This is a genomic window from Nocardioides sp. Z40_12, assembly GCF_058215795.1.
This window is the reverse complement of sequence record NZ_JBZAJA010000002.1, coordinates 117973-142484: the sequence shown is the minus strand read 5'-3', so window position 1 is coordinate 142484 and position 24512 is coordinate 117973. Positions and strand designations below refer to the sequence as shown.

22 protein-coding genes and 2 tRNA genes are annotated in these 24512 nt (G+C 71.5%); 7 read left to right on the top strand and 17 right to left on the bottom strand.

Annotated features, from left to right (window positions below):
* Positions 1 to 34: 34 nt before the first annotated feature.
* The gene (gene valS / locus AC4BG9_RS03850) at positions 35 to 2647 is read left to right on the top strand and encodes a valine--tRNA ligase (RefSeq protein ID WP_490569758.1); all 2613 of its coding nucleotides are present in this window, start codon (positions 35 to 37) and stop codon (positions 2645 to 2647) included.
* Positions 2648 to 3808: 1161 nt separating this feature from the next.
* Here the strand turns inward: valS and clpX are convergent.
* From clpX to metG, 13 genes are all read right to left on the bottom strand, one after another.
* Positions 3809 to 5089, bottom strand: coding sequence for an ATP-dependent Clp protease ATP-binding subunit ClpX (gene clpX, locus AC4BG9_RS03845; RefSeq protein ID WP_490569757.1), 1281 nt, complete (start codon positions 5087 to 5089; stop codon positions 3809 to 3811).
* Positions 5090 to 5218: 129 nt separating this feature from the next.
* Positions 5219 to 5827, bottom strand: a complete 609-nt coding sequence (locus tag AC4BG9_RS03840; RefSeq protein ID WP_490569756.1) for an ATP-dependent Clp protease proteolytic subunit — start codon at positions 5825 to 5827, stop codon at positions 5219 to 5221.
* A gap of 3 nt (positions 5828 to 5830) precedes the next feature.
* On the bottom strand, positions 5831 to 6445 hold the full coding sequence (locus AC4BG9_RS03835) for an ATP-dependent Clp protease proteolytic subunit (protein WP_489967098.1): 615 nt from the start codon (positions 6443 to 6445) through the stop codon (positions 5831 to 5833).
* 193 nt (positions 6446 to 6638) lie between these two features.
* Positions 6639 to 7367 carry a hypothetical protein gene (locus AC4BG9_RS03830; RefSeq protein WP_490569755.1) on the bottom strand — a complete coding sequence of 243 codons (729 nt, stop codon included), beginning with the start codon at positions 7365 to 7367 and terminating at the stop codon, positions 6639 to 6641.
* Between the two features lie 223 nt (positions 7368 to 7590).
* Positions 7591 to 9003 carry a trigger factor gene (gene tig / locus AC4BG9_RS03825; RefSeq protein ID WP_490569754.1) on the bottom strand — a complete coding sequence of 471 codons (1413 nt, stop codon included), beginning with the start codon at positions 9001 to 9003 and terminating at the stop codon, positions 7591 to 7593.
* A gap of 43 nt (positions 9004 to 9046) precedes the next feature.
* Positions 9047 to 9119: transfer RNA gene (locus AC4BG9_RS03820), tRNA-Pro, on the bottom strand.
* 35 nt (positions 9120 to 9154) lie between these two features.
* A tRNA-Gly gene (locus AC4BG9_RS03815) sits at positions 9155 to 9228 on the bottom strand.
* A gap of 125 nt (positions 9229 to 9353) precedes the next feature.
* Positions 9354 to 10445, bottom strand: coding sequence for a PP2C family protein-serine/threonine phosphatase (locus AC4BG9_RS03810; protein ID WP_490569753.1), 1092 nt, complete (start codon positions 10443 to 10445; stop codon positions 9354 to 9356).
* Complete coding sequence (locus AC4BG9_RS03805) at positions 10438 to 11322, bottom strand: Fpg/Nei family DNA glycosylase (protein WP_490569752.1); 885 nt, start codon at positions 11320 to 11322, stop codon at positions 10438 to 10440. The genes AC4BG9_RS03810 and AC4BG9_RS03805 overlap by 8 nt, the downstream gene beginning before the upstream one ends.
* Positions 11315 to 11821, bottom strand: a complete 507-nt coding sequence (locus tag AC4BG9_RS03800) for a ribose-5-phosphate isomerase (protein WP_490569751.1) — start codon at positions 11819 to 11821, stop codon at positions 11315 to 11317. The genes AC4BG9_RS03805 and AC4BG9_RS03800 overlap by 8 nt, the downstream gene beginning before the upstream one ends.
* Positions 11822 to 11856: 35 nt before the next feature.
* Positions 11857 to 12756 carry an alpha/beta hydrolase gene (locus AC4BG9_RS03795; protein WP_490569750.1) on the bottom strand — a complete coding sequence of 300 codons (900 nt, stop codon included), beginning with the start codon at positions 12754 to 12756 and terminating at the stop codon, positions 11857 to 11859.
* Positions 12757 to 12765: 9 nt separating this feature from the next.
* Positions 12766 to 13350 (bottom strand): LURP-one-related family protein, encoded by a 585-nt coding sequence (locus AC4BG9_RS03790; RefSeq protein ID WP_490569749.1) that lies wholly within the window; start codon positions 13348 to 13350, stop codon positions 12766 to 12768.
* Positions 13347 to 15137, bottom strand: coding sequence for a methionine--tRNA ligase (gene metG / locus AC4BG9_RS03785; RefSeq protein WP_490569748.1), 1791 nt, complete (start codon positions 15135 to 15137; stop codon positions 13347 to 13349). Before metG ends, AC4BG9_RS03790 begins: the two co-directional genes overlap by 4 nt.
* Positions 15138 to 15191: 54 nt before the next feature.
* On the opposite strand from metG, the gene AC4BG9_RS03780 reads away from it, so the two are divergent.
* Positions 15192 to 15887: a GOLPH3/VPS74 family protein gene (locus AC4BG9_RS03780; protein ID WP_490569747.1), complete on the top strand. Its 696-nt coding sequence runs from the start codon at positions 15192 to 15194 to the stop codon at positions 15885 to 15887.
* Between the two features lie 61 nt (positions 15888 to 15948).
* On the opposite strand, the gene AC4BG9_RS03775 is transcribed toward AC4BG9_RS03780, so the two are convergent.
* Positions 15949 to 16560: a mycothiol-dependent nitroreductase Rv2466c family protein gene (locus AC4BG9_RS03775; protein WP_490569746.1), complete on the bottom strand. Its 612-nt coding sequence runs from the start codon at positions 16558 to 16560 to the stop codon at positions 15949 to 15951.
* A gap of 42 nt (positions 16561 to 16602) precedes the next feature.
* Between AC4BG9_RS03775 and pepN the strand changes: the two genes are divergently transcribed.
* Positions 16603 to 19197 (top strand): aminopeptidase N, encoded by a 2595-nt coding sequence (gene pepN, locus AC4BG9_RS03770; protein WP_490569745.1) that lies wholly within the window; start codon positions 16603 to 16605, stop codon positions 19195 to 19197.
* Positions 19198 to 19308: 111 nt separating this feature from the next.
* Here pepN and AC4BG9_RS03765 read toward each other — a convergent pair whose 3' ends face one another.
* Both AC4BG9_RS03765 and AC4BG9_RS03760 read right to left on the bottom strand, forming a co-directional pair.
* Positions 19309 to 19701, bottom strand: a complete 393-nt coding sequence (locus tag AC4BG9_RS03765; RefSeq protein WP_490569744.1) for a DUF5130 family protein — start codon at positions 19699 to 19701, stop codon at positions 19309 to 19311.
* Positions 19679 to 20056, bottom strand: coding sequence for a hypothetical protein (locus AC4BG9_RS03760; RefSeq protein WP_490569743.1), 378 nt, complete (start codon positions 20054 to 20056; stop codon positions 19679 to 19681). Before AC4BG9_RS03760 ends, AC4BG9_RS03765 begins: the two co-directional genes overlap by 23 nt.
* Positions 20057 to 20135: 79 nt before the next feature.
* On the opposite strand from AC4BG9_RS03760, the gene AC4BG9_RS03755 reads away from it, so the two are divergent.
* Complete coding sequence (locus AC4BG9_RS03755) at positions 20136 to 21212, top strand: mechanosensitive ion channel family protein (RefSeq protein WP_490569742.1); 1077 nt, start codon at positions 20136 to 20138, stop codon at positions 21210 to 21212.
* Between the two features lie 29 nt (positions 21213 to 21241).
* Complete coding sequence (locus tag AC4BG9_RS03750; RefSeq protein ID WP_490569741.1) at positions 21242 to 21655, top strand: globin; 414 nt, start codon at positions 21242 to 21244, stop codon at positions 21653 to 21655.
* Between the two features lie 2 nt (positions 21656 to 21657).
* On the opposite strand, the gene AC4BG9_RS03745 is transcribed toward AC4BG9_RS03750, so the two are convergent.
* Positions 21658 to 22530: an acyl-CoA thioesterase gene (locus AC4BG9_RS03745; protein ID WP_490569740.1), complete on the bottom strand. Its 873-nt coding sequence runs from the start codon at positions 22528 to 22530 to the stop codon at positions 21658 to 21660.
* Positions 22531 to 22677: 147 nt separating this feature from the next.
* Here AC4BG9_RS03745 and AC4BG9_RS03740 point away from each other — a divergent pair, with 147 nt between their 5' ends.
* Together AC4BG9_RS03740 and AC4BG9_RS03735 are read left to right on the top strand one after the other, a co-directional pair.
* Positions 22678 to 23892 carry an acetyl-CoA C-acetyltransferase gene (locus AC4BG9_RS03740; RefSeq protein WP_490569739.1) on the top strand — a complete coding sequence of 405 codons (1215 nt, stop codon included), beginning with the start codon at positions 22678 to 22680 and terminating at the stop codon, positions 23890 to 23892.
* Between the two features lie 104 nt (positions 23893 to 23996).
* On the top strand, positions 23997 to 24494 hold the full coding sequence (locus tag AC4BG9_RS03735; protein WP_490569738.1) for a MarR family winged helix-turn-helix transcriptional regulator: 498 nt from the start codon (positions 23997 to 23999) through the stop codon (positions 24492 to 24494).
* The last annotated feature ends 18 nt before the right edge of the window (positions 24495 to 24512 follow it).

The window sequence follows — 24512 nt, the reverse complement described above, 5'->3', positions numbered from 1 at the left end:
GCCGACACCGAGGCGCCCTCCTAGACTTCGCCGTATGACTGAGAACCAGACCCCCGACCTGTCCCCGACGACGCCCGCGCCGCGCGACGTCGTCGTACCGGACAAGCCGGCGCTGGAGGGTCTGGAGGCCAGGTGGTCGCAGCGGTGGAAGGACGACGACACCTACCGCTTCGACCGCACCCAGCCGCGCGAGAACGTCTACTCCATCGACACCCCGCCGCCCACCGTCAGCGGGTCGCTGCACGTGGGCCACGTCTTCTCCTACACCCACACCGACCTGATCGCCCGCTACCAGCGGATGACCGGCAAGAGCGTGTTCTACCCGATGGGCTGGGACGACAACGGCCTGCCCACCGAGCGCCGGGTGCAGAACTACTACGGGGTGCGCTGCGACCCCTCGCTGCCCTACGACCCCGACTTCACCCCGCCGGAGAAGCCGGACCCCAAGCGTCAGGTCCCGGTGAGCCGACCCAACTTCGTCGAGCTGTGCGACCAGCTGGTCCAGGAGGACGAGAAGGTCTTCGAGTCGCTGTGGCGCACCCTGGGCCTCTCCGTGGACTGGAACCACCAGTACACGACCGTGAGCAAGCCGGCCCAGGTGGTCAGCCAGCGCGCCTTCCTGCGCAACTTCGCCCGGGGCGAGGCCTACCTGCAGGAGGCCCCCACGCTCTGGGACGTGACCTTCCAGACCGCGGTCGCCCAGGCCGAGCTCGAGTCGCGTGACTACGCCGGCGCCTACCACCGCGTGGCCTTCCACCGGCCGGACGGTGAGACGGTGGAGATCGAGACCACCCGGCCCGAGCTGATCCCGTCGGTGGTCGCGCTGGTCGCCCACCCCGACGACGAGCGCTGCCAGCCGCTCTTCGGCACCACCGTCACCTCCCCCGTCTTCGGGGTGGAGATCCCGGTCCTGGCCCACCCGGCCGCCGAGATGGACAAGGGCGCCGGCATCGCCATGAGCTGCACCTTCGGCGACCTGACCGACGTCACCTGGTGGCGCGAGCTCCAGCTGCCGGTGCGCACGGTGATCGGTCGCGACGGCCGCTTCACCCGCGAGACCCCGGAGTGGCTGGGTGCCGCGGCCACGGCGTACGCGGAGCTCGCCGGCAAGACGGTCTTCTCCGCCCGGGAGGCGATGGTCGCGCTGCTGCGCGAGAGCGGCGACCTGATCGGGGAGCCGAAGCCCACCCAGCGGATGGCGAACTTCTACGAGCGGGGCGACAAGCCGCTGGAGATCGTCTCCACCCGGCAGTGGTACATCACCAACGGCGGCCGCGACGAGGACCTGCGCACCGAGATGCTGGAGCGGGGCCAGGAGATCACCTGGCTGCCCGAGCACATGAAGCACCGCTACGACAACTGGGTGCGCGGCCTCAACGGCGACTGGCTGATCAGCCGCCAGCGGTTCTTCGGCATCCCGTTCCCGGTCTGGTACCCCCTGGACGCCGAGGGCGAGCCGGACTACGACCACCCGCTGCTGCCCACCGAGGCGGAGCTGCCGATCGACCCGTCCACCGACGTGCCCGGAGGCTACGAGGAGTCGCAGCGGGGCAAGCCCGGCGGCTTCGTCGGCGACCCGGACGTGATGGACACCTGGGCGACCTCGTCGCTGACCCCGCACATCGCGGGCGGCTGGGGCACCGACGACGACCTGTTCTCCCGGGTCTTCCCGATGGACCTGTGCACCCAGGGCCACGACATCATCCGCACCTGGCTCTTCTCCCGGGTGGTCCGCTCCCACTTCGAGAACCACGTCACCCCGTGGTCGCACGCGATGCTCTCGGGCTGGATCCTCGACCCGGACCGCAAGAAGATGTCGAAGTCGAAGGGCAACGTCGTGGTGCCCACCGAGATCCTCGAGAAGTTCGGTGCCGACGCCGTGCGCTGGCGCGCCGCGCTCGCCCGGCCGGGCCTGGACTCCCCCTTCGACGAGACCCAGATGAAGGTCGGACGCCGGCTGGCCATGAAGGTGCTCAACGTGGCGAAGTTCGTCCTCGCCGGCGTGGGCGCCACCGACCCCAACCCGGTCACCGTCTCCGAGCCGGTCGACTGCGCCCTGATGGGCCGGCTGGCCCAGGTGGTGCGCACCGCGACCGAGGCGTTCGAGAAGTACGACTACACCACTGCCCTCGAGGTCACCGAGCGGTTCTTCTGGGAGTTCTGCGACGACTACGTCGAGCTGGTCAAGGAGCGCGCGTACGACGAGGACGGCGGCGCCGCGACCGGGTCGGCCCGGGCCGCGCTCGCGGTCGCGCTGCACGTGCAGCTGCGGCTCCTGGCGCCGTTCCTGCCGTACGTGACCGAGGAGGTCTGGTCGTGGTGGCGGGAGGGCTCGGTCCACACCCAGGCGTGGCCCACCCCGCTCGAGCTCGGCTCGGCCGCGGCCTCCGACCCGGAGTCGCTGACCGGCGTCGCCGCCGCGCTGGCCGGGGTGCGCGGGGTGAAGTCGAAGGCCAAGGTCTCGATGCGCCACGAGCTCTCCAGCGTCATGGTGACCGGACCTGCGACCCTGGTCTCGGGTGCCGAGTCGGCAGCCGGCGACCTGCGCAGGGCCGGCAAGATCACCGGCGACCTGGCCTTCGTGGTCGACGAGGGCGCACAGGAGATCCGCGTGGAGGCCGAGCTCGCGCCCGTCCCGGAGGACTGAGCGAGCGGCTGCTGCCGCCGCACCCCCCCGGTTGCGCCGGTGCGCACACCTGCCGCCCCGGCCGGTGTGCGCCCGGTCAGCCTCGACCGGGGCTCTGGGGGCCCCGCGGTGCCGCGTGACCCGGTGCGCCCGGGGTGGCGGGGGTGGACTGGGCTCCCCGCGGGAGCTGGGGCGACGCAGCGGCCGGCAGCGGCTCCGGCCGCCCCTGGGGAGGCGTTGACCGGCCCCGTCCTGCCGTGGGCGGGGGCGTGGGGGGCACCGGGCCGGCCGGGTGCGGGGTGGGCACGGGGCTCACCGGGGCCGCGGGGGTCACCGGAGGCGCCGGAGCGACCGGGGTCACGGGGGCCTGCACCGCCGGCGCCGGGCCCTTCCCCCGGTGGCCGGGCTTGCCTGCCGGGACGGCGGGCGCGAGGCCGGGCGGAGCGGTGACCGGCTTCCTGACGACCGGCGGCGCCGGCTGGGGCGCCTTCGGTCCCTCCCCGGGCCGCTGGACCGGCGGGGTGGTCGGCGGGACCGTGGGCGGTGTGGTCGGCGAGAGCGTGGGCGGTTCGGTCGGCGGAGTCGTCGGCGGGGTCGTCGGCGGGGTCGGAGGGACCGCGGTGGGGTCCGTCGGGACCGGCGTCCGCGGCTCGAACCGCCGGGGCGCCGGTGGCGTCGCTGCGTGCCCCCGGGTCTCGGCCGGGGAGGAGACGGCGGGTGCGGCAGGCTGGCCGACCGTCGCGCGCGATCCCTCACTGCGCGTGGCCGGACGCAGCAGAACGGAGACGTCCGTCGGGGCGTGTGCATCGGGCTCGCCCGCCGCCGGCCGACCGCCATCCACTCCGCGGGCGGGAGCGCCGTCCGGGATCCACAGCTGGCCCGTCACCGGGCCCGGCAGGGCGCGGAGCACCCCGACGATCGCCTCGCTGCGGATCGCGTGGCCCAGGAAGAGGGCGCACAGCACCGCGACGGCGATGAAGGCGAACAACGGCCTCTTGTGCTCGGCGCTCATGGCAGAGTCCTGTTCCTCCCGAGTGGATCCGACCCGTCAAGTGTGCGACGCGGAGCGGGGTCCCGGGGGGCAAAAGGACCAAATGGTCACAAGTGACTACCCAGCCTGCCCCGAGTGGGTCAGGCCTTCGCGAGACCCACGGCCCCCCGGGGGGGCAGAAGGGCCGTGGCTCAGGCCGAGCGCTTCTTCTTCTCCGGCTCGCGGATCACCAGGGTCGGAGCCACGTCCTCGCGCACGACCTCGTTGGTCACGATGACCTTCGCGACGTCACCGCGCGACGGCACGTCGTACATGACGTGGAGCAGGACCTCCTCGATGATGGCGCGCAGCCCGCGGGCCCCGGTGCCACGCTCGAGCGCCTTCTCGGCGATCGCGGCGATCGCGTCCTCGGTGAACTCCAGCTCGACCCCGTCGAGGTCGAAGAGACGCTGGTACTGCTTGACCAGCGCGTTGCGGGGCTCGGTGAGGATCTGGACCAGCGCCTCGGTGTCCAGCTTGCTGACGCTGGCGATCAGCGGGAGCCGGCCGATGAACTCGGGGATCAGGCCGAACTTGGTCAGGTCCTCGGGGCGCACCAGGGCCATCAGGTCCTCGGCCTCGCGCTCGGCCTGACCGCGCACCTCGGCGGTGAACCCCAGCGACTTCTTGCCGACACGCTGCTCGACGATGTGCTCGAGCCCGGCGAAGGCACCACCCACGATGAAGAGGATGTTGGTGGTGTCGATCTGGATGAACTCCTGGTGCGGGTGCTTGCGCCCGCCCTGGGGCGGGACCGACGCGGTCGTGCCCTCCAGCATCTTGAGCAGGGCCTGCTGCACACCCTCGCCGGAGACGTCACGGGTGATCGAGGGGTTCTCCGCCTTGCGGGCCACCTTGTCGATCTCGTCGATGTAGATGATGCCGGTCTCGGCCTTCTTGACGTCGTAGTCGGCGGCTTGGATCAGCTTGAGCAGGATGTTCTCGACGTCCTCGCCGACGTAGCCGGCCTCGGTCAGCGCCGTGGCGTCGGCGATGGCGAAGGGGACGTTGAGCATCCGCGCCAGCGTCTGGGCCAGGTAGGTCTTGCCGCAGCCGGTGGGGCCGATGACCAGGATGTTGGACTTCGCGACCTCGACGACCTCGTCCTTGTGGTGCTTGCCGGCGGTGCCGCTCAGCCCGGACTGGACGCGCTTGTAGTGGTTGTAGACCGCGACCGCCAGGGACTTCTTGGCGTGCTCCTGGCCGATGACGTAGGAGTTGAGGAACTCGAAGATCTCCTTGGGCTTGGGCAGCTCCTCGAGGCCGACCTCGGTGCCCTCGGCCAGCTCCTCCTCGATGATCTCGTTGCACAGCTCGATGCACTCGTCACAGATGTAGACGTTCGGGCCGGCGATGAGCTTCTTGACCTGCTTCTGGCTCTTCCCGCAGAAGTTGCACTTCAACAGGTCGCCGCCGTCACCGATGCGTGCCACGGGCGATCATCCTCCGGTTCGGCCGGGCGGACCCGGCGTGGTGCTGCTGAAACTCCTTGACGGTACCCCGTGCCCGCCCCTGTCGGGGGCGGGACACGGAGACCGACGTGACTGTGTCCGGACCGCTCGTCAGCCGAGAGCGAGCGCGCTCGAGCGCGGAGCGAGCACCGAGTCGATCAGACCGTAGTCGACCGCCTGATCGGCGGTGAGGATCTTGTCGCGCTCGATGTCTCGACTCACGGTCTCGATGTCCTTGCCGCTGTGCTCGGCGATCATCTTCTCCAGCAGCTCGCGCATGCGGAGGATCTCGTTGGCCTGGATCTCGATGTCGGAGGTCTGGCCGAACGTGCCCTCGGTGTAGGGCTGGTGGATCAGGATGCGGCTGTTGGGCAGCGCCATCCGCTTGCCCGGCGTGCCGGCGGCCAGCAGGATCGCGGCGGCCGAGGCGGCCTGGCCCAGGCAGACGGTCTGGACGTCGGGCTTGATGAACCGCATCGTGTCGTAGATCGCGGTCAGGGCCGTGAAGGAGCCACCCGGGGAGTTGATGTAGATCGAGATGTCCTGGTCGGGGTTCATCGTCTCCAGGCAGAGCAGCTGCGCCATCACGGCGTTGGCCACGTCGTCGGAGATCGGCGAGCCGAGGAAGATGATGCGCTCCTCGAAGAGCTTCGCGTAGGGGTCGATCCGGCGGAACCCGTAGGAGGTCCGCTCCTCCCACTGCGGGATGTAGTAGTTCATCGATCAGTCCTTGTCGGAGTCGGTGGAGTGGGCGGGACGACCCTCGTCGGCGGCCTCGCGGGCGCTCTTGATGACCTGGTCGACCAAGCCGTAGTCGCGGGCCTGGTCGGCGGTGAACCACCGGTCGCGGTCCGCGTCGGCCTCCACCTGCTCGACGCTCTGACCGGTGTGCTGGGCGATGAGCTCGAGCAGCACCTTCTTGATGTGCAGCGACTGCTGGGCCTGGATCTTGATGTCCGAGGCGGAGCCGCCCATCCCGGAGGACGGCTGGTGCATCATGATGCGCGCGTGCGGGAGGGCGTAGCGCTTGCCCTTGGTGCCGGCGCAGAGCAGGAACTGACCCATCGAGGCGGCCAGGCCCATGCCCACGGTCGCGACGTCGTTGGGGATGTAGTTCATCGTGTCGTAGATCGCCATCCCCGCGTCCACGGAGCCACCGGGGCTGTTGATGTGGAGGAAGATGTCGGCCTCTGGGTCCTCCGCGGAGAGCAGGAGGAGCTGCGCGCAGATCGCGTTGGCGTTCTGGTCACGGACCTCGGAGCCGAGGAAGACGATCCGCTCCTTGAGGAGCCGCTGGTAGATGTGGTCGTCGAGCCCGTAGGAACCGCCGCCGTTCATCTGCGGCGTCGTCTGGGAAGCGCTGGAGTTCGGGTTCACGCCAGTGACACTAGCCCGTGGCTCCGACAGTTCCACGCGTTATCCACGCCTGTTCGCCCACAGCGCACAGCGGCCCGGACCGTGGGTCCGCGCCGCTGTACCCGCGTGTCGGCCCCGGCGGGGTGCGGCCGGGGCCCGTCCCTCCCCCGGCGCCTCAGCCGACCAGGTGGTTGCCGAAGAAGACGCAGGCGGGCGCGTCGTTGCGGTAGCCGATCCACACGCTGACCACCTCGCCGGCCGCCGTCACGAACTCGGCGGTCGCCGAGCCCAGCCCGTCACCGGCATCGGCCTCGAAGGTGAGCCCGGCGGCGCTCAGGTTGCCGGACCCGTTGGTGCGCAGCGCCTCGTTGTTGTCGATCGCGGTGGTCCGCAGCACCCCGCCGGGCACGGAGGAGGCCGCCAGGAGCCCGGGCACGCCGCCCCCGCACGAGGCGGTGACGGTGAACCCTCGGTCGGAGACCAGGGTGACCGGTGCACCGTCGGGCGCCACCCGGGCGACGAACTTCTTCACGTCCAGTCCCCCGACCTTGCCGGCGTTGGCGGCGTTCTGGGCGTTGGTGGCCATCGTGGCGTTGTCGGCCAGCGCCGCCCGGTCAGCCAGCGCCGCCCGGTCGGCGGTCAGGGCCCTGGTCGCGGTCTCCGCACTCCGGGCGGAGGCCACCGACAAGGTCGGCGCCTCGCGCTTCAGGATCTGGGCCGCCTGGCGGCGCGCGATCTTCGTGGCCAGCTTCTTCACGGCCTTCGTCTCGGCCTTCGAGAGGGGCGGCGCAGCCTGGTGGCGCTCCGCGCTCTGCGACGAGCCCGCGGTGGCGTTGCTCCCCCACGCCACGCTCAGTGCCAGCACGGCCACCGCCAACCCGGCGACGCCTCGGTTGTTCCTCATCATCATCTCGATCCTCGTCCTCGGCTCCGTGATGGTTCTCCGTCAGGCCGGGAGCCACAGGGCGTGGCGGAGTCCGCACGAGAGAAGGCGGATCCTCCTTTGTAGACCCAGGATCAACGTCTTCGCATCCGTAGTCCTGCGTATTGCCAGGTGCGGACAACGGGAAACGCCCCGCCGACGACCTGGTGGTCGCCGACGGGGCGTTCGGGAGGACGAGGGTGGCTCAGGCCTTCTCGGAGTCCTCGGAGTCGGTCTCCGAGCCGGACTCGGCGGCCGGCTCCGAGTCGTCGGCCTCGTCGGCGGGCTCGCCGAGGGTGCCGTCGGGGCGCAGGTTCTTCAGGTCGACCACGTTGCCGGAGGCGTCCTTGACCTCGGCCGACTCCACGACCCGGGCCAGAGCCTTGCCGCGCAGGATCTCCTGCACCAGGTCGGGGATGTGGTTGTGCTCGAACATGTGGTTGGCGAACTCCTGCGGGTCCTGGCCGGACTGCTGGGCGCGCATCACCATGTGCTGGGAGAGGTCGTTCTGGTCGACCCCCAGCTCCTCCTTCTTCGCGATGGCGTCGAGGACGAACTGGGCGGTGATCGCGTCGCGGACCCGGCGCTCGAGGTCGGCCTCGAACTCCTCGGTGGTCTGGCCCTCGTCCTCGAGGTACTTCTCCATCGTCATGCCCGCGTAGACCAGCTGCTGCTCGATGTTCTGGCGACGCGCGTTGAGCTCGTCGGTGACCAGGGTGTCGGGCAGCGGGATGGAGACCTTCTCCAGCAGGGCCTCGAGGACGGCGTCGCGCGCGGCGGCGGCCTGCTCGAGCCGCTTGCCGCGGCCGAGGCGCTCACGCACGTCGGCGGTGAGCTCCTCGACGGTGTCGAACTCGGAGGCGAGCTGGGCGAACTCGTCGTCGAGCTCGGGCAGCTGCTGCTCCTGGACGCCGGTCACCGTGACCGTGACCTCGACGTCGAGGCCGACCAGGTCACCGCCGACCAGCTGGGAGGAGAAGGTCTTCTCGTCGCCGGCCGCCATGCCGACCAGCGCCTCGTCCAGGCCGTCGAGCATGCCGCCGCGACCGACCTTGTAGGACATGCCGGAGACCTCGCCGCCCTCGACGGTCTCGCCGTCCTGGTCGGCGCGCAGGTCGATGGTGACGAAGTCGCCCTCGGCGGCGGGGCGCTCGACGTCGACCAGGGTGCCGAACCGCTCACGCAGCGCCTCGACCTGCTCCTCGACGTCGGCGTCGGAGACCTCGGTGTCCTCGACCTCGGCCGAGACACCCTCGTAGTCGGGCAGGTCGAACTGGGGCTTGACGTCGACCTCGGCGGAGAACTCGATCAGCTCGTTGTCCTCCAGGCGCGTCACCTCGATCTCGGGCTGGGCCAGCGGCTCGAGGTCGTGCTCCTGCATCGCCTCGATGTACTTGGCGGGCACCACCTGGTTGATCGCCTCGTCGAGGACGACACCGCGGCCGACCTGGCGGTCGATCACGGCCGGCGGGACCTTGCCGCGCCGGAAGCCGGGGACGTTGATCTGCTGGGCGATCTTCTTGTACGCCGCGTCGAGGCTCGGCTTGAGCTCCTCGAAGGGCACCTCGACAGTCAGCTTGGCCCGGGTCGGGCTCAAGTTCTCGACGGCGCTCTTCACAGGTGTTCTCCTTCATCGGTGGTACGTGGTCGTCGTGTGGAAGTCGGGGCGACAGGACTCGAACCTGCGGTCTCCTGCTCCCAAAGCAGGCGCGCTAGCCACTACGCTACGCCCCGCCAAGTGCCCTCGGCCTTGCCGGTCAGGGGCTCCTTGGAGCGGATGACGGGAATCGAACCCGCGTAATCAGTTTGGAAGACTGAGGCTCTACCATTGAGCTACATCCGCGTGCACGCCTCACGGAGGGCTCGCCGCCGCGGAAATGCGCGCTGCCATGGTGCCACACGCCGCCCCCCGATCCGTAACCGAGGGCGGGCCGCCGACCGGGCGGACCCGGGGCCGGAAGGGTCCGCCTACCGGCGCAGGTGTGCCATCAGCAGGGCGCGGTCGTCGTCCGGCGACCCGAGTGCGTCGATCAGCCGCGCGGCCCCGTCCTGGAAGTTCCCGCGGAGGATCCGCTCGGCCTGCCCCAGCATCCGGTCGATGCCCAGGGCGATGTCCAGCCCTCGGTCCTCGACCAGGCCGTCGGTGTAGAGCAGCATCGCGTCGCCCGGACGCAGCCACCCCGCCGCGGCCTCGAAGGTCGCGTCCTCGATCAGCCCCAGCAGGGGCCCGTGCGCCTCGACGACGCTCCACCGCCCCGTCCCCGCGTCGTGGACGGCCGGCGGCGGGTGACCGGCGGAGCGGATCTCGAAGCGTCCCGAGGAGAGGTCCAGCGAGAGGTGCACCGCCGTGGCGAAGCCCTCCTCCCAGTCCTGGCGCAGCAGGTAGGCGTTGGCGGCGGGCAGGAACTCCGCCGGTTCCATGGCGCCCAGCAGCCCGCCGAAGGCCCCGGAGAGGAGCAGCGCCCGGGTGCCGGCGTCCTCGCCCTTGCCGGAGACGTCGACCACCGCGACCTCGAGGCGCTGCGGCGCGGAGCGGCTCGCGACCACGAAGTCGCCGGCGAACGGCGTGCCGCCGGCCGAGCGCAGCTCCCAGTCGACCTCCCAACGGGGCGGCAGGGGCGGGATCGCGCCCTGCTTGAGGATGCGGTCGCGCAGGTCGACCAGCATCGACTCCCCCATCACGCCGGCCACCCCCAGCCGGGAGCGCCGGAACGACCCCAGCAGCACGATGAAGCCCAGCCCGAAGAGCACCGCCACGCTCACCGCGACCAGCAGCGTCACCCGCGGTTGCTGGGTCACGGTGACGGCCAGCGTGAGGAGCACGAAGACGATGAACCACGGCAGCTGGCGCGGGCCCAGCACCAGGCTGGCCACCACCATCGGCAGCACGAGCAGGATCAGCGGCGCCACGCTGGGCAGCCCGATGATGGCCGCGGCCATCAGCAGGGTCACCACGACCAGCAGCACCAGCTCGTCGGACATGCCCGTGCGCACGGCGCGCTGGTAGCGCTGGCGGACTCGTCGGGTGGAGGCGGCCAGCACCGAGTTCCTCTCAGCCATGGGTGTCCTCGCGTGCGGGTGCCTGTGATCCTAGGGCCCGCGACCGGAAACGGGGCTGGCATCGAGGACACCAGAAGATGTTCCGGCCGGCCAGCACGTCGGTGCGCACCGCGGTGCCGCACACCAGGCACGGCTGACCGGTCCGGCGGTAGACGTAGACCTCCCCGCCGTGGTCGTCGCGGCGGGCGGGCCGCCCCATCGCCTCGGGGGTGTGCTCGGGCCGCACCGTGTCGATCCGGCCCAGCCTGACCCCCTCGGCCATCAGCTCGGCGAGGTCGTCCCACACCGCCCGGAACCGCGAGGGGCGCACGCTGCTGCCCGGGCGCAGCGGGTGCAGCCGTTGCCGGAACAGCACCTCGGCGCGGTAGACGTTCCCGACTCCTGCGATCACGTCCTGCGACATCAGCAGCTCCCCGATCGAGCGGGGGCTGCGCCGGATCCGCTCCCAGGCCGCTGCCGGGTCGGCGTCCGATCGCAGCGGGTCGGGGCCCAGGCGCGCGAGCACCTGCTCCACGGCCGCCCGGCCCACCAGGTCGCACCGGGTGGCACCGCGCAGGTCGGCCCAGGCGAAGGTGCCGGGCCCGGTCGCGGCGACCAGCCGGAGCCGGACCTGCCCCACCGGCTCCGGGACCGTCGCCGCCCGGGGGTGGACGGCGAAGGTCCCGTAGAGCCCCAGGTGGACGTGGACGAAGCGGTCGCCGGCGAACTCGACGAACAGGTGCTTGCCCGCGGAGTCGGCGCCGACCAGCAGCGAGCCGTCGAGCTGGCGCGCCTCGGCCTCGAAGCGCCCCTGGGGGCTGGAGACGGCGACGAGGTGTCCGGTGAACGTGCGGCCCAGGTCGTCGGCGAGCCGTCGGAGGGTGTGCCCCTCAGGCATCCGGCCCCTTCAGGGCCGACTCCGGGAGCGGCGGGAGGTCGCGGGTCTGCTCGTAGTCGGCCATCTGGGAGATCCGGCGCACGTGCCGCTCGTCACCGGAGAAGGGGGTGGTGAGGAAGACCTCGACGAAGCGGGTCATCTCCTCCAGGGAGTGCATCCGGCCGCCGACCGAGACGACGTTGGCGTCGTTGTGCTCCTTGGCCAGCGCCGCGGTCTCCTCCGACCAGGCCAGCGCGCAGCGGACCCCGAGGACCTTGTTGGCCGCGATCTGCTCGCCGTTGCCGGAGCCGCCGATCACCACGCCGAGGCTGTCGAGCCCCTCGGCACGCTCCGCGGCGACCGCCTCGGCCGCACGCAGGCAGAAGACGGGGTAGTCGTCGAGGGCGTCGTAGACGAAGGGGCCGTGGTCGACGACCTCGTGGCCGGCGTCCACCAGCCAGTTCGTCAGGTGGTCCTTGAGCTCGAGGCCGGCATGGTCAGATCCGAGGTGCACGCGCATGACGGCATTCTCTCACCCACGGACGCGGCGCCTCCTCACAGGTGCTGGCGCAAGAAGCCCGCCACCTGTCCCATCAGCGGCTCGGCGGCGTCGAAGGCGTCCGGGTGACGCCAGAACCCGTGCAGCATCCCCAGGTAGCGGGTGCCCACCACCTCCACGCCGAGCTCGGCCAGCCGGGCGGCGAGCAGCTCGCCCTCGTCACGCAGCGGGTCGTGCTCGGCGGTCACCACCAGGGTCGGCGGCAGGGTGCCGAGCCGCTCGGAGCGCAGCGGGGCGAAGTCCGGGTCCTCGAGGTCCTGGGGCGAGGCGGCGTACTGGTCCCAGTACCAGCGGGCCTGCGCCGGCTCGAAGCCCTCCACCTCGGTGCGGTAGGACTCCCCCGCCATCGTGGGGTCGAGGAAGGGGTAGATGAGCACGAGCCCGGCGAAGCTCCCCGGGTGGCGCAGTGCGGCGACCAGGGCCAGGTTGGCCCCGGCGCTGTCCCCGTGCCCGAAGACCCGCGTGCCGGGCTCCAGGCCGAGTGCGGCCAGGCCGCCGTCGCCCAGCCAGGAGACCACCGCCGACACGTCGTCCGGAGCGGCCGGGAAGCGGTGCTCGGGCGGACGCCGGTAGTCGACGCTGAGCACCGCGAGGCCCGAGCGGTTGGCGAGCCGGCGCGCGGAGGCGTCGTGCACCTCGACGTCGTTGAGCACGAACCCGCCCCCGTGCAGGTGCACGACCAGCCCGGTTCCCGGGTCGCCCGCCGGTCGGTAGAACCGCGCGGGCACCCCGGCGGCCTCCACGTCGCGGACCTCGGCGACCTCCTCGCGCGGCGCGGCGAGCGCCGCGGCGCGGTCGGCCGCCCGGGAGGCCGCCACGTCGAAGCCGGGGTCGGTCACCGACGGCTCATCGGCAGCTGACTCCAGCACGGCCCGCGCCTGTGGATGCAGCACCATCTCTCCCCCTCAGCGACCCATCAGAGCGTCCATCGCCACCGCGAGGGCGGCGGCGACCCGGAAGTCCACCCGCGGGTCCGGCACGTCCACGGTGTAGCGGTCGGTCAGGCTCCGCTGTCGCGAGACCGAGATCAGCGGCGCCCCGCCCGGGTCGACGAAGTCGAAGTGGATCGGCAGGAACGGCACGTCGGTGAACCGGCGCACCAGCGCGACCAGGAGGCTCCGCTCCTGACCCGTGCCGGTGTAGCCGGGGCCCTCGAGGTGGAACGTCGAGCGCAGCAGGCTGGTGCCGAAGTCCTTGCGGAAGAACCCCAGCGGGGCGCCCGCCCCGTCGGTGATGTCGTAGCCCGCCCCGAGGTCCATCGCCTGACGGGCCTTGAACCCGAAGACCGCCTGGCCGCGGGTCGAGTCGCTCCAGAAGGTCACCTGCTCCTTGAACGCGAAGCGCTTCTGCTCGGCGAAGGCCAGCAGGGCACCCGGCGAGCCGTCCGGCTCGGCCGCCTGCACGTCGTAGCGGTTGACCATCATGGTGATCTGCTGCCGGAGGTAGAACCGGGGCACGTGCCGGACGGGCTGCCCTGCGGGTGAGGTCATGCCAGGCCCAGCCGGGCGAGCTCGTCGTCCACCAGCGTGGGGTCGAGCTTGGTGAAGACCGGTGCCGGCTTCTCCACCGGGGTGCCCACCACCACCGGCCTGCTCTCCCAGGCACGGATCGAGGTGTAGTCGCCGGTGATCACCGGGTAGCCGGCGCCGCCGTCGAGGTCGTCGACCTCCTCGATCCTGGGCAGCGGCTGCACCGTGCCGTCGCCGCCGAGCGCCCGGTCCACCTCGTTGGCGGTGAACGGCAGGAACGGGCTGAGCACGGTGTTGAGGTCCTGGACGCACTGGGTCATCACGTGCAGCACGGTCGCCAGCCTGGCCGGGTCGTCCTTGATCTTCCAGGGCTCGGAGTCGGTGACGTACTTGTTGACCTCCGCCACGGCGCGCATCGCCTCGGTGATGGCGTGGCGCATCCGGTTCCGCCCGATCTGAGCGCCGACGGTGTCGAAGGCCTCCGCGCAGGTGGCCAGGATCGCCCGGTCGGCGTCGGTGAGCTCGCCGGCGGCGGGGATCTCCCCGAAGTTCCTGGCGACCAGGGTGGCGGTGCGGCTGACCAGGTTGCCCCAGCCCGCCACCAGCTCGGAGTTGGTGCGCTGCACGAACTCGGCCCAGGAGAAGTCGGAGTCCTGGTTCTCCGGGCCGGCGGCGGCGACGAAGTAGCGGAAGGCGTCCGCCTGGTAGCGCGACAGGAGGTCGGCCACGTAGATGACCACCTTCTTGGAGGAGGAGAACTTGCGTCCCTCCATCGTGAGGAACTCCGAGCTCACCACCTCGGTGGGGAGGTTGAGGACGCCGTAGTCGTGCACCTCGCCACCCTTGCTGCCCTGACCGTTGTAGGCGAGGAGCTCCGCGGGCCAGATCTGGCTGTGGAAGGTGATGTTGTCCTTGCCCATGAAGTAGTAGGACAGGGCCTCGGGGTCGTTCCACCACTGGCGCCACGCCTCGGGGTCGCCGGTGCGGCGCGCCCACTCGATGGAGGCCGAGAGGTAGCCGATGACGGCGTCGAACCAGACGTAGAGCTTCTTGGTCGGGTTCTCCTGCCAGCCCTCCAGCGGCACCGCGATGCCCCAGTCGATGTCGCGGGTCATGGCCCGCGGCCGGATCTCGGAGAGGATGTTCTTGGAGAACTTGATGACGTTGGGGCGCCAGGTCCCCGAGGCGTCCCGCTCGTCGAGCCAGGCCCCCAGCGCCTCGGCCAGGGCGGGCAGGTCCAGGAAGAAGTGCTGGGTCTCGACGAACTCCGGCTTCTCGCCGTTGATCCGCGAGACGGGGTCGATGAGGTCGTGGGGGTCGAGCTGGTTGCCGCACGCGTCGCACTGGTCGCCGCGGGCGCCCGGGGTGCCGCAGATCGGGCAGGTGCCCTCGATGTAGCGGTCGGGCAGGGTGCGCCCCGTGGACGGCGAGATGGCGCCGTACGTCGTCTGCTCCACGAAGTAGCCGTTGTCGTAGACGCCGCGGAACATCTCCTGGACCACCGCGTGGTGGTTGCGGGTGGTGGTGCGGGTGTACATGTCGTAGGAGAGGCCGAGACCGACCAGGTCCTCGACGATCAGCCGGTGGTTCTTGTCGGCCAGCTCCTGCGGGGTCAGGCCGGCCTCGTCGGCGGCGATCAGGATCGGGGTCCCGTGCTCGTCGGAGCCGGAGACCATGAGCACGTCGTGCCCCGCCATCCGCATGTACCGACTGAAGACGTCGGAGGGCACGCCGAACCCGGCCACGTGGCCGATGTGGCGCGGGCCGTTGGCGTAGGGCCAGGCGACTGCGGAGAGGACTTTGGTCATGGGTCGATCCTAGTGACGTGCGTCGAGCCGAGCCGCCGCGGCTAGGGTCGCCCCATGCCCGAAACCCCCATGCTGGTCGCCGAGGACCTGATGCTGCTGCTCATGGACGACGAGAAGGGCCGGCTCGCCGCCTCGTCCCAGTCCCGGCCGCTGTTCGGCGGGGCCCTGCTCGTCGAGCTGGCGCTCGACGGGGCCGTCGAGGTGGAGGAGAAGCGGGGATTCCTCCACACACCCCGGGTGCACGCGCGTCAGCCCCGCTCCCAGGACCGGCCCGACCCGCTGCTGGCGGAGGCCTGGCAGACCGTCTCGGAGAAGCCGCGCACCGCATCCGACCTCGTCGGTCGCCTCGGCAGGGGGACGCGCGAGGAGCTGCAGCGGCGGCTGGTGGCGCGGGGCATCCTGGAGGAGCGGGAGACGCGCGTGCTGGGGCTCTTCCCCAGCCGCACCTGGCCGGCCTCGGACCGCAGGCACGAGCAGGAGCTCCGCGCCGCGCTGCAGCGGTGCCTGGTCGGCGGTGCACAGCCGGACCCGCGCACGGCGAGCCTGGTCGCCCTGCTCGCCGCGGTCGACCAGGCACACCGGGTGGTGGACCGCGGAGCGCTGAGCTCCCGGGAGGTGCGGGGGCGGGCGAAGGCCATCGCCGAGGGGAGCTGGGCGGCCCAGGGCGTGCGGGACGCCGTCGCGGCCTCGACCGCGGCGATCACCACCGCGGTGACGACCGCGGCCGCCGTCACCGCCGCCGGGTCCTGAGCGGGCAGCCGCGGCCGGGCCGGCCGCTGACCGCCGACCACCGGCGGTCAGCGGTCAGCGGTCAGCTGAAGTCGAGCTCGCCGGTCCGCGAGCGCTTGAGCTCGTAGAAGTAGGGCACCTTCGCCACCGCGACGCAGCCGTCCCAGAGCTGACCGGCCTCCTCGCCTCGCGGGATCTTCGAGAGCACCGGCCCGAAGAACGCCGCCCCCTCGATGGCGATGGTCGGGGTGCCCACGTCGTCGCCGACCTGGTCCATCCCCTCGTGGTGCGAGCGTGCCACCGCCTCGTCGTAGGAGGAGTCGTCCATCGCGTCGACCAGGTCGGCCTGGAGACCGGCCTCGGCGACGGCGGCCGTGATCAGCTCGCGGCTGATCGGCTGCTCCTGGAGGTGGATCCGGTTGCCCAGCGCGGTGTAGAGCGGGAGCAGGACCTTGCGGCCGTGGCGCTGCTCGGCTGCGATGCAGACCCGCACGGGGCCCCAGGCCGGCTCCAGCATCTTCCGGTAGTCCTCGGGGATGTCCTTGTCCTTGTTGAGGTAGGCCAGGCTCATCACGTGCCAGGTGACCTCGATGTCGCGCACCTGCTCCACCTCGAGGATCCATCGGGAGGTGATCCAGGCGAAGGGGCACAGAGGGTCGAACCAGAAGTCGGCCTCGGTCTTTGAGTTCGTCACCCCCGAAGTGAAGCAGACGCCCCTCGGCCGACCCTGGACGCCGTGGCCCGCAGTGACATGATGGACACCATGCCCGGAACCAACCTGACCAGGGACGAGGCGGCCACCCGCGCCGCTCTCCTGGACGTGACGTCCTACACCGTCGAGCTCGACCTCACCACGAGTGAGAAGACCTTCGGCTCCACCACGACGCTGGAGTTCTCCTGCCGAGAGCCTGGCGCGAGCACCTTCGCCGACCTGGTCGACGCCGAGGTCCACGAGATCACCCTGAACGGCCGCCCCCTGGACCCCGCCACCGCCTACGCCGACAGCCGGATCCTGCTGGACGACCTGCAGGGCGACAACGTGCTGGTGGTCCGTGCCGACTGCACCTACAGCCACACCGGCGAGGGCCTGCACCGCTTCGTCGACCCGGCCGACGACCGGGTCTACCTCTACAGCCAGTTCGAGGTGCCGGACGCGCGTCGCGTCTTCACCACCTTCGAGCAGCCCGACCTCAAGTCCAGCTTCACCTTCCACGTCACCGCGCCGGACCACTGGAAGGTGGTCTCCAACTCCCCCAGCCCCACCCCGGAGCCGCTGGGCGAGGGCAAGGCGGTGTGGCGCTTCGAGCCGACCGCACGGATGTCCACCTACATCACCGCGGTGGTGGCCGGCGAGTACCACGAGGTCCGCGACACCTACGAGGGCAAGTTCGGCACCATCCCGCTGGGGCACTACTGCCGGCAGTCGCTGGCGGAGCTGATGGACACCGAGGAGCTGGTGCGCACCACCCGGGCGAGCTTCGAGTTCTTCGAGGAGAAGTTCGACTTCCCCTACCCCTTCGGCAAGTACGACCAGCTCTACGTGCCGGAGTACAACATGGGCGCGATGGAGAACGCCGGGTGCGTCACCCTGCGTGACGAGTACCTGCCGCGCAGCCGGCAGCCGCGCTCCTTCTACGAGTTCCGCACCTCGGTGATCACCCACGAGATGGCGCACATGTGGTTCGGCAACCTCGTCACCATGCGCTGGTGGGACGACCTGTGGCTCAACGAGTCGTTCGCGGAGTGGGCCTGCTACTGGTGCGAGGCCGAGGCGACCGAGTTCACCGACGCCTGGACGGGCTTCGCCAACGCCCGCAAGCAGACCGGCTACCGGGCCGACCAGCTGCCCAGCACCCACCCGATCGCGGCCGACAACGTCGACCTGCACGCGGTCGAGGTCAACTTCGACATGATCACCTACGCCAAGGGCGCCTCGGTGCTCAAGCAGCTGGTGGCCTGGGTGGGCCTGGAGCCGTTCGTCGCCGGGCTGCGCCAGTACTTCAAGGACCACGCCTTCGGCAACGCCGAGTTCGGCGACCTGCTCACGGCCCTGGAGAGTGCCTCCGGGCGCGAGCTCCAGGGCTGGGCGCAGGAGTGGCTGCAGACCGCCGGCGTCAACACGCTGCGCCCCTCCTTCGAGGTGGCCGAGGACGGCACCTACTCCTCCTTCTCGGTCCTGCAGAGCGCCGCGCCCGAGCAGCCGACGCTGCGGCGCCACCGGCTGGGCATCGGCCTCTACGACGCCGTGCCCGGCGAGGACGGCGAGGACCGCCTGGTCCGCCGCGACTACCTGGAGGTCGACGTCGAGGGCGAGGCCACCGAGGTGGCCGAGCTGGTCGGCGTGCGGCAGCCGGCGCTGCTGCTCCTCAACGACGAGGACCACGCCTACGCCAAGATCCGGCTCGACGAGCGCTCCCTGGCCACCGCGGTCGACGGGCTCTCCCGGGTCGAGGACTCGCTGGCCCGTGCCCTGGTGTGGGGAGCGACCTGGGACATGACCCGCGACGGCGAGCTCCCGGCCCGTGACTTCGTGCGGCTGGTGCTGGCCAACATCGGGCACGAGACCGACTCCTGGGGCGTCACCCGGATCCCGGTCTCGGCGGCGATGGCGGTCAACCTCTACTCCGACCCGGCCACCCGGGCCGAGCTGCGCGCGGAGTGGGAGGCGGGGCTCCGCGCCCTGCTGCTCGCCGCGGAGGCCGGCAGCGACCACCAGCTCACCTTCGCCCGCTCCTACGCCGCGGCCGCCCGCTCCGACTACGCCCTGGCGGACGTGGCCGGGCTGCTGGACGGCTCCGTGGTCATCGACGGCCTCGCCGTCGACCAGGACCTGCGCTGGGCGCTGCTGACCTCGCTCGCCGCCGCCGGCCGTGCCGACGACGCCGCGATCGACGCCGAGCTCGCGAACGACGCGACGATCGAGGGCAAGGAGAAGGCGGCCGCCGCCCGGGTCGCCCAGCCGACCGAGCAGGCCAAGGCCGCCGGGTGGGCCGCGATCATGGACCCGGCCACCCCCAACGAGACCTCCCGGGAGATGGTCCTCTCCATCTTCCGCCCCGGTCAGGAGGAGGTCGTGGCGCCCTACCTGGAGAAGTACCTGGAGGCGGCCGACACCCTCATCGACACCCTCGGGTTCCACAAGGCCTCGACGGTGCTGGAGTACGGCTTCCCCAAGGTCCTGGCCTCGCCCGAGCTGGCGACCCGGGTCCGTGCCTGGCTGGAGGGCTCGACCGCGCCGAAGGGGGCCCAGCGCTACGCGCGGGAGGGCCTGGCCGACGTGGAGCGGGCGCTGGCCGCGCAGGAGTGCGACGCCCGGGCCGCCGCCGGCTGACCGAGCCGGTCGGCCCCGCCGACGACGTGGAGGAGCCCGGAGGCGTGACGCCTCCGGGCTCCTTCTCGTCGTGCCCCCGGGCCGGGCTCGCGCGGCGAGCAGGGCGGGGAGTCAGTTGCGCGCGTGCAGGGTGCGGGGCGCGACGGCGTGCTCGGCCAGCAGCGAGATCCCTCGCTTGAGGCCCGCGACCTCGTCGCCCTCGGCGAAGGCGGTCTGCATGGCGACCACGGCGAGGCCCACCTGGTCGTCGGTGAGGTGACGGCGCACCTCGCGGCCGGTCACCACCTCCAGGTGCCGGGCCATCGGGTCGACGACGATCAGCACGCTGCGCTCCGGGGTGGCGAGCGCGGCGTGCAGCCGCTCGGCGAACGGGCGCGGGGGGCCGTCGACGACCCCGCGGAAGAGGGAGAACTCGAACCTGCTGGTCTGTTCGGCCGCGCGGATGGCCCGGTCGAGCTCGGCCTGCTGCCGGCCGGTCAGCTCACCAGCTGCCACTTGCCCCACCGGTCTCCTTCGACGCGGTGGTCGACTCCTCGACCTCGGCGCGGCCACCGCGCGGCCCGCCGAGCCACTGGTCCTCGACGGGAGCGGTGCGGGTCGAGATCTTCTCGCCGCGCGCCAGGATGGGGGCGTAGAAGAGCAGGGTCACCAGCGCCACGCCACCCAGCGGCAGGGCGACCAGCAGGAGCAGGAAGTCCATGGCGGAGACGGGGTCGGGCTCCGACCAGCCCTCCGGGACGTCGGCGAGGGCGGGCGCGGCGAGGAGCACCGAGCCGGCCACGACCACCGGGACGATCAGGCGCAGCGACGAGCGCAGGACGCGGGCGGGGCTGGTCTCGGAGGAGGTCGTGGAGGTCACGGGGTGAGGATATCGCGCCCGCTCCGCGAGCCGGCACCTGACCACGGTGGCTCACCACCGGCTCGACATACTGAGCGCCATGCCTGCGCTGTCTCTCCTGCCCTCCGGCCCCTGCGAGGACGACCAGACCCTGTGCGAGTGGACCGAGCGGACGACCGGGAACGACCGGCTCGCCCAGCTGGCCGACATCGTGATCGGCAAGCCGCTCACCATCTCGCTGCTGGTGCTCGGTGCCCTGCTGCTGCGCTGGATGCTGCACCGGGTGGTCGACCGGGTGGTGCGTCGCGCCGAGCTGGGCATGGTCCCGGACCGGGTCGCCCGGGCGGCGATCACCACCTCGGCCAGGCTCGGCCGGAGTGCGGAGACCTCGCCGCGCGACCTGGCGGCCCGGACCCGTCGGGTCCAGCGGGCCAAGACGATGGGCAGCCTGCTCAAGAGCATCATCAGCGGTGTCGTGCTGGCCATCGCGGCGACGATGATCCTCTCGGAGCTGGGGGTCAACATCGCGCCGATCATCGCCAGCGCGGGGATCCTGGGCCTGGCCCTGGGCTTCGGCGCCCAGACGCTGGTCAAGGACTTCCTCTCCGGCATCTTCATGCTCGTCGAGGACCAGTACGGCGTGGGCGACGTGGTCGACCTCGGCGAGGCCTCCGGCACCGTGGAGGCGGTCAGCCTGCGGGTCACCCGGCTGCGCGACATCAACGGCACCGTCTGGTACGTCCGCAACGGCGAGATCCTCCGGGTGGGCAACATGAGCCAGAACTGGGCCCGTGCCGTCCTGGACATCACCGTCACCTACGACGCCGACCTGGCCCGGGTGCGCCGGGTGCTCGCCGAGGTCGCCGAGGGCATGTGGGAGGACGAGGACTTCAAGGGCCGGGTGATCGAGAAGCCGGACGACCCCGGGGTCGAGGCGATGACCCTGGACGGGATCACCGTGCGGGTCTCGCTCAAGACCGCGCCGATGGAGCAGTGGTCGGTGGCACGGACCCTGCGCGAGCGGATCAAGGCGCGCTTCGACCACGAGGGGATCGTCATCCCGCACACCCGCTACGTGGAGTGGACGCCGGAGATGCCCGAGGAGGACTCCCCCGCCCAGCGCGCGGCCGACGGGGGCGAGTGGCCGGGCGAGCGGCCGGACGCCCCGCGGCGGTGAGGCGGGGCGACGGCCTGCACAATGGGGGCGTGAGCAGCTTCTACGACGAGATCGGCGGGATGGAGACCATCCGCACGCTCGTGGACACGTTCTACGAGGGCGTCGCGACCGATCCGCTCCTCCGCCCGATGTATCCCGAGGAGGACCTCGGGCCGGCCGCCGAGCGGTTCACCCTCTTCCTGGTGCAGTACTGGGGCGGCCCCAGCACCTACTCCGAGACCCGCGGCCACCCCCGGCTGCGGATGCGCCACGCGCCGTTCGAGGTGACCCCGACGGCCGCCCAGCGCTGGCTGGTGCACTTCCGTGCCGGGCTGGACAAGGTCGGGCTGACGCCGGAGCAGGACGCGCAGTTCTGGGACTACGTCACCCACGCCGCCCAGTTCATGGTCAACGCCAACGAGGTCCCCCGGGCCACCGACGGTCCGGCCGCGCGGCCGTCCTGACCTCAGCCGACGGCGAGCTCGGCCAACCGGGCGCGCAGGGCCTCGGGCGGCTCGGTGCTGCGCTGGGTGCGGGGGTCGAAGAAGACCAGGACCACCGCGGCCCGGCTCATCAGCCGGTCGCCGTCGCGGATCTGCGACTCGACGACCATCGAGCGTGAGCCCAGCCGGGTGACCCACGAGCTGACCGTGTAGGGCTCGGCCCGGAAGAGGATCGGCGAGCGGTACTCCACCTGGGTGCGGGCCAGCACCGTCACCACCCCCTGGCCGCTCTCCTCGGTCGCCAGCCGGCCCATCATGGCGATCCGGGCCTCCTGGTAGTACTCCAGGTACTTCACGTTGTTGACGTGCCCGTAGACGTCCACGTCGCTGAAGCGCACCCGGAGGTCGTAGCTGCCCGACGGCTCGGCCTGCGGCGCGTTGCGGCCGAGCAGCGACCCGGCGGCCTCGGCGGGCTCCCAGAAGCGCTCGAGCACCTCGCGCTCGTCCGCGCTCAGCCGGCGGGGACGGTCCTCGGTGAAGACGAACGGGGTGAGCAGCGTGGTGGCCCGGGCATAGGTGGTCCGGATGCCGTCGGCCTCGTCGAAGATCTCGTAGGCCATGGTGAAGCTGGCCGCCCTGATCTCGGTCACCCAGCACTCGATCCGCACCGGCTCCGGCCGCAGCTCGAGCGGGGTCAGGTAGGAGATGTCGTGCTGGGCCACCACCAGCCCCTCCCCCGGCCGCTCCCCGGCCGGGTGGTCCCCGCGGCCGGGCGCATGGGTGCGGAGCATGTCGACCCGGGCCTCCTGGAGATAGTCGACGTAGACGACGTTGTTGACGTGGTGGAGGACGTCGAGGTCGGCCCAGCGCATCGGGCACTCGTAGAGGTGGCGCACGCTCGCGATGCTCTCATCCGGCCCACCGGGCCGGGACCGGCAGGCTCGGCGCCCAAGGACCCTGGGGCGGGCGCACACTGCCGCGGTGCGCGCCCCCGACGTAGGGTGGGCGCCGTCTTGACGATGAGTACACGAAGAGGAGCTTCCATGCCCGAGGCAGTGATCGTTTCCGCAGCTCGTTCGCCGATCGGCCGCGCCAACAAGGGGTCCCTCAAGGACCTGCGCCCCGACGACCTGGCGGCCACGATCATCAAGGCCGCGCTGGACAAGGTCCCCGCCCTCGACCCCCACACCGTCGACGACACCCTGCTCGGCTGCGGGCTGCCCGGCGGCGAGTCGGGCAACAACATGGGCCGCGTGGTCAACGTCATCAACGGCATGGACGACGTGCCGGGGGCCACGATCACCCGCTACTGCTCCTCCTCGGTGCAGACCACCCGGATGGCCTTCCACGCCATCAAGGCCGGTGAGGGCGACGTCTTCATCTCCGCCGGCGTGGAGACCGTCTCGCGCTTCGCCAAGGGCACCTCCGACCACCTGCCCAACACGGTCAACCCGCTCTTCGACGACGCTCAGAGCCGCACCGCCAAGCTGGCCGAAGGCGGCCACGAGTGGTCCGACCCGCGCGACCAGGGCCTGCTGCCCGACGTCTACATCGCGATGGGCCAGACGGCCGAGAACGTCGCCCGGCTGCGCGGCCTGGACCGCAAGGAGCTCGACGAGTTCGCGGTCCGCTCCCAGAACCTGGCCGAGAAGGCGATCGCCGACGGCTTCTGGGCCCGGGAGATCACCCCGGTCACCACCCCGGACGGCACCGTGGTCACCGCCGACGACGGCCCCCGCGCCGGCGTCACCTACGACGCGCTCGCCGGCCTGCAGCCCGTCTTCCGCCCCGACGGGGTGGTCACCGCCGGCAACTGCTGCGCCCTCAACGACGGCGCCGCCGCCGTGGTGGTCATGAGCGACACCAAGGCCGCCGAGCTCGGCCTCACGCCGCTGGCCCGGATCGTGGCCACGGGCGTCTCGGGCCTCTCCCCCGAGATCATGGGCCTCGGCCCCGTCGAGGCCACCCGGCGCGCCCTGGCCAACGCGGGCATGAGCATCGGCGACATCGACCTGGTCGAGATCAACGAGGCCTTCGCCGCCCAGGTCGTCCCGTCCTACCAGGAGCTGGGCATCGACCTGGACCGCCTCAACGTCAACGGCGGGGCCATCGCCGTCGGTCACCCGTTCGGGATGACCGGGGCCCGGCTCCAGGCCACCATGCTCAACAGCCTGGACTGGCACGACAAGTCCACCGGCCTGATCACCATGTGCGTCGGTGGCGGCCAGGGCATGGCGCTGATCCTCGAGCGCATCTGAGGTACCGACCGACCGACCGACCGCCACGCCCGCCCCAGGAGCCGCCCGGCTCTCGGGGCGGGCGTTGCCGTCTGTTGGACATCGGGGGAGATAGGCTCGTCCCCATGACCGACTCGGGGGCGACCAGGTGGCTCGACGAGCCACAACAACGGGCGTGGCGGGCCCTGATGCTCGGCCACACCCTGCTGCTGGACCGGCTGGACGACGACCTTCGGGAGTCCTTCGACATCTCGCTGGCCGAGTACGAGATCCTCGTCCGCCTCTCCGAGCGCGAGGGCCGTGCCATGCGGATGGCCCAGCTCGCCGACGCCCTGGCCCACAGCCGCAGCCGGGTCACGCACACGATCGCGCGGCTCGAACGCAGCGGCTACGTGGTGCGCGCCGCCTCCCCCGACGACGGTCGTGGCGTCGTCGCGACGCTGACCGACGAGGGGATGGAGCTGCTGCGCAACGCCGCCCACGTCCACGTCACGGGGGTCCGCAACAACCTGGTCGACCTGGTCTCGGACGAGGACTTCCAGGCCGTGGGCCGGGTGATGAACGCGGTCGCCGACCACCTCATCGCCCGCCACCCCGAGATGGAGATGCGCGCCTCCCCCTGAGCCCCTCGGACCCGGGGG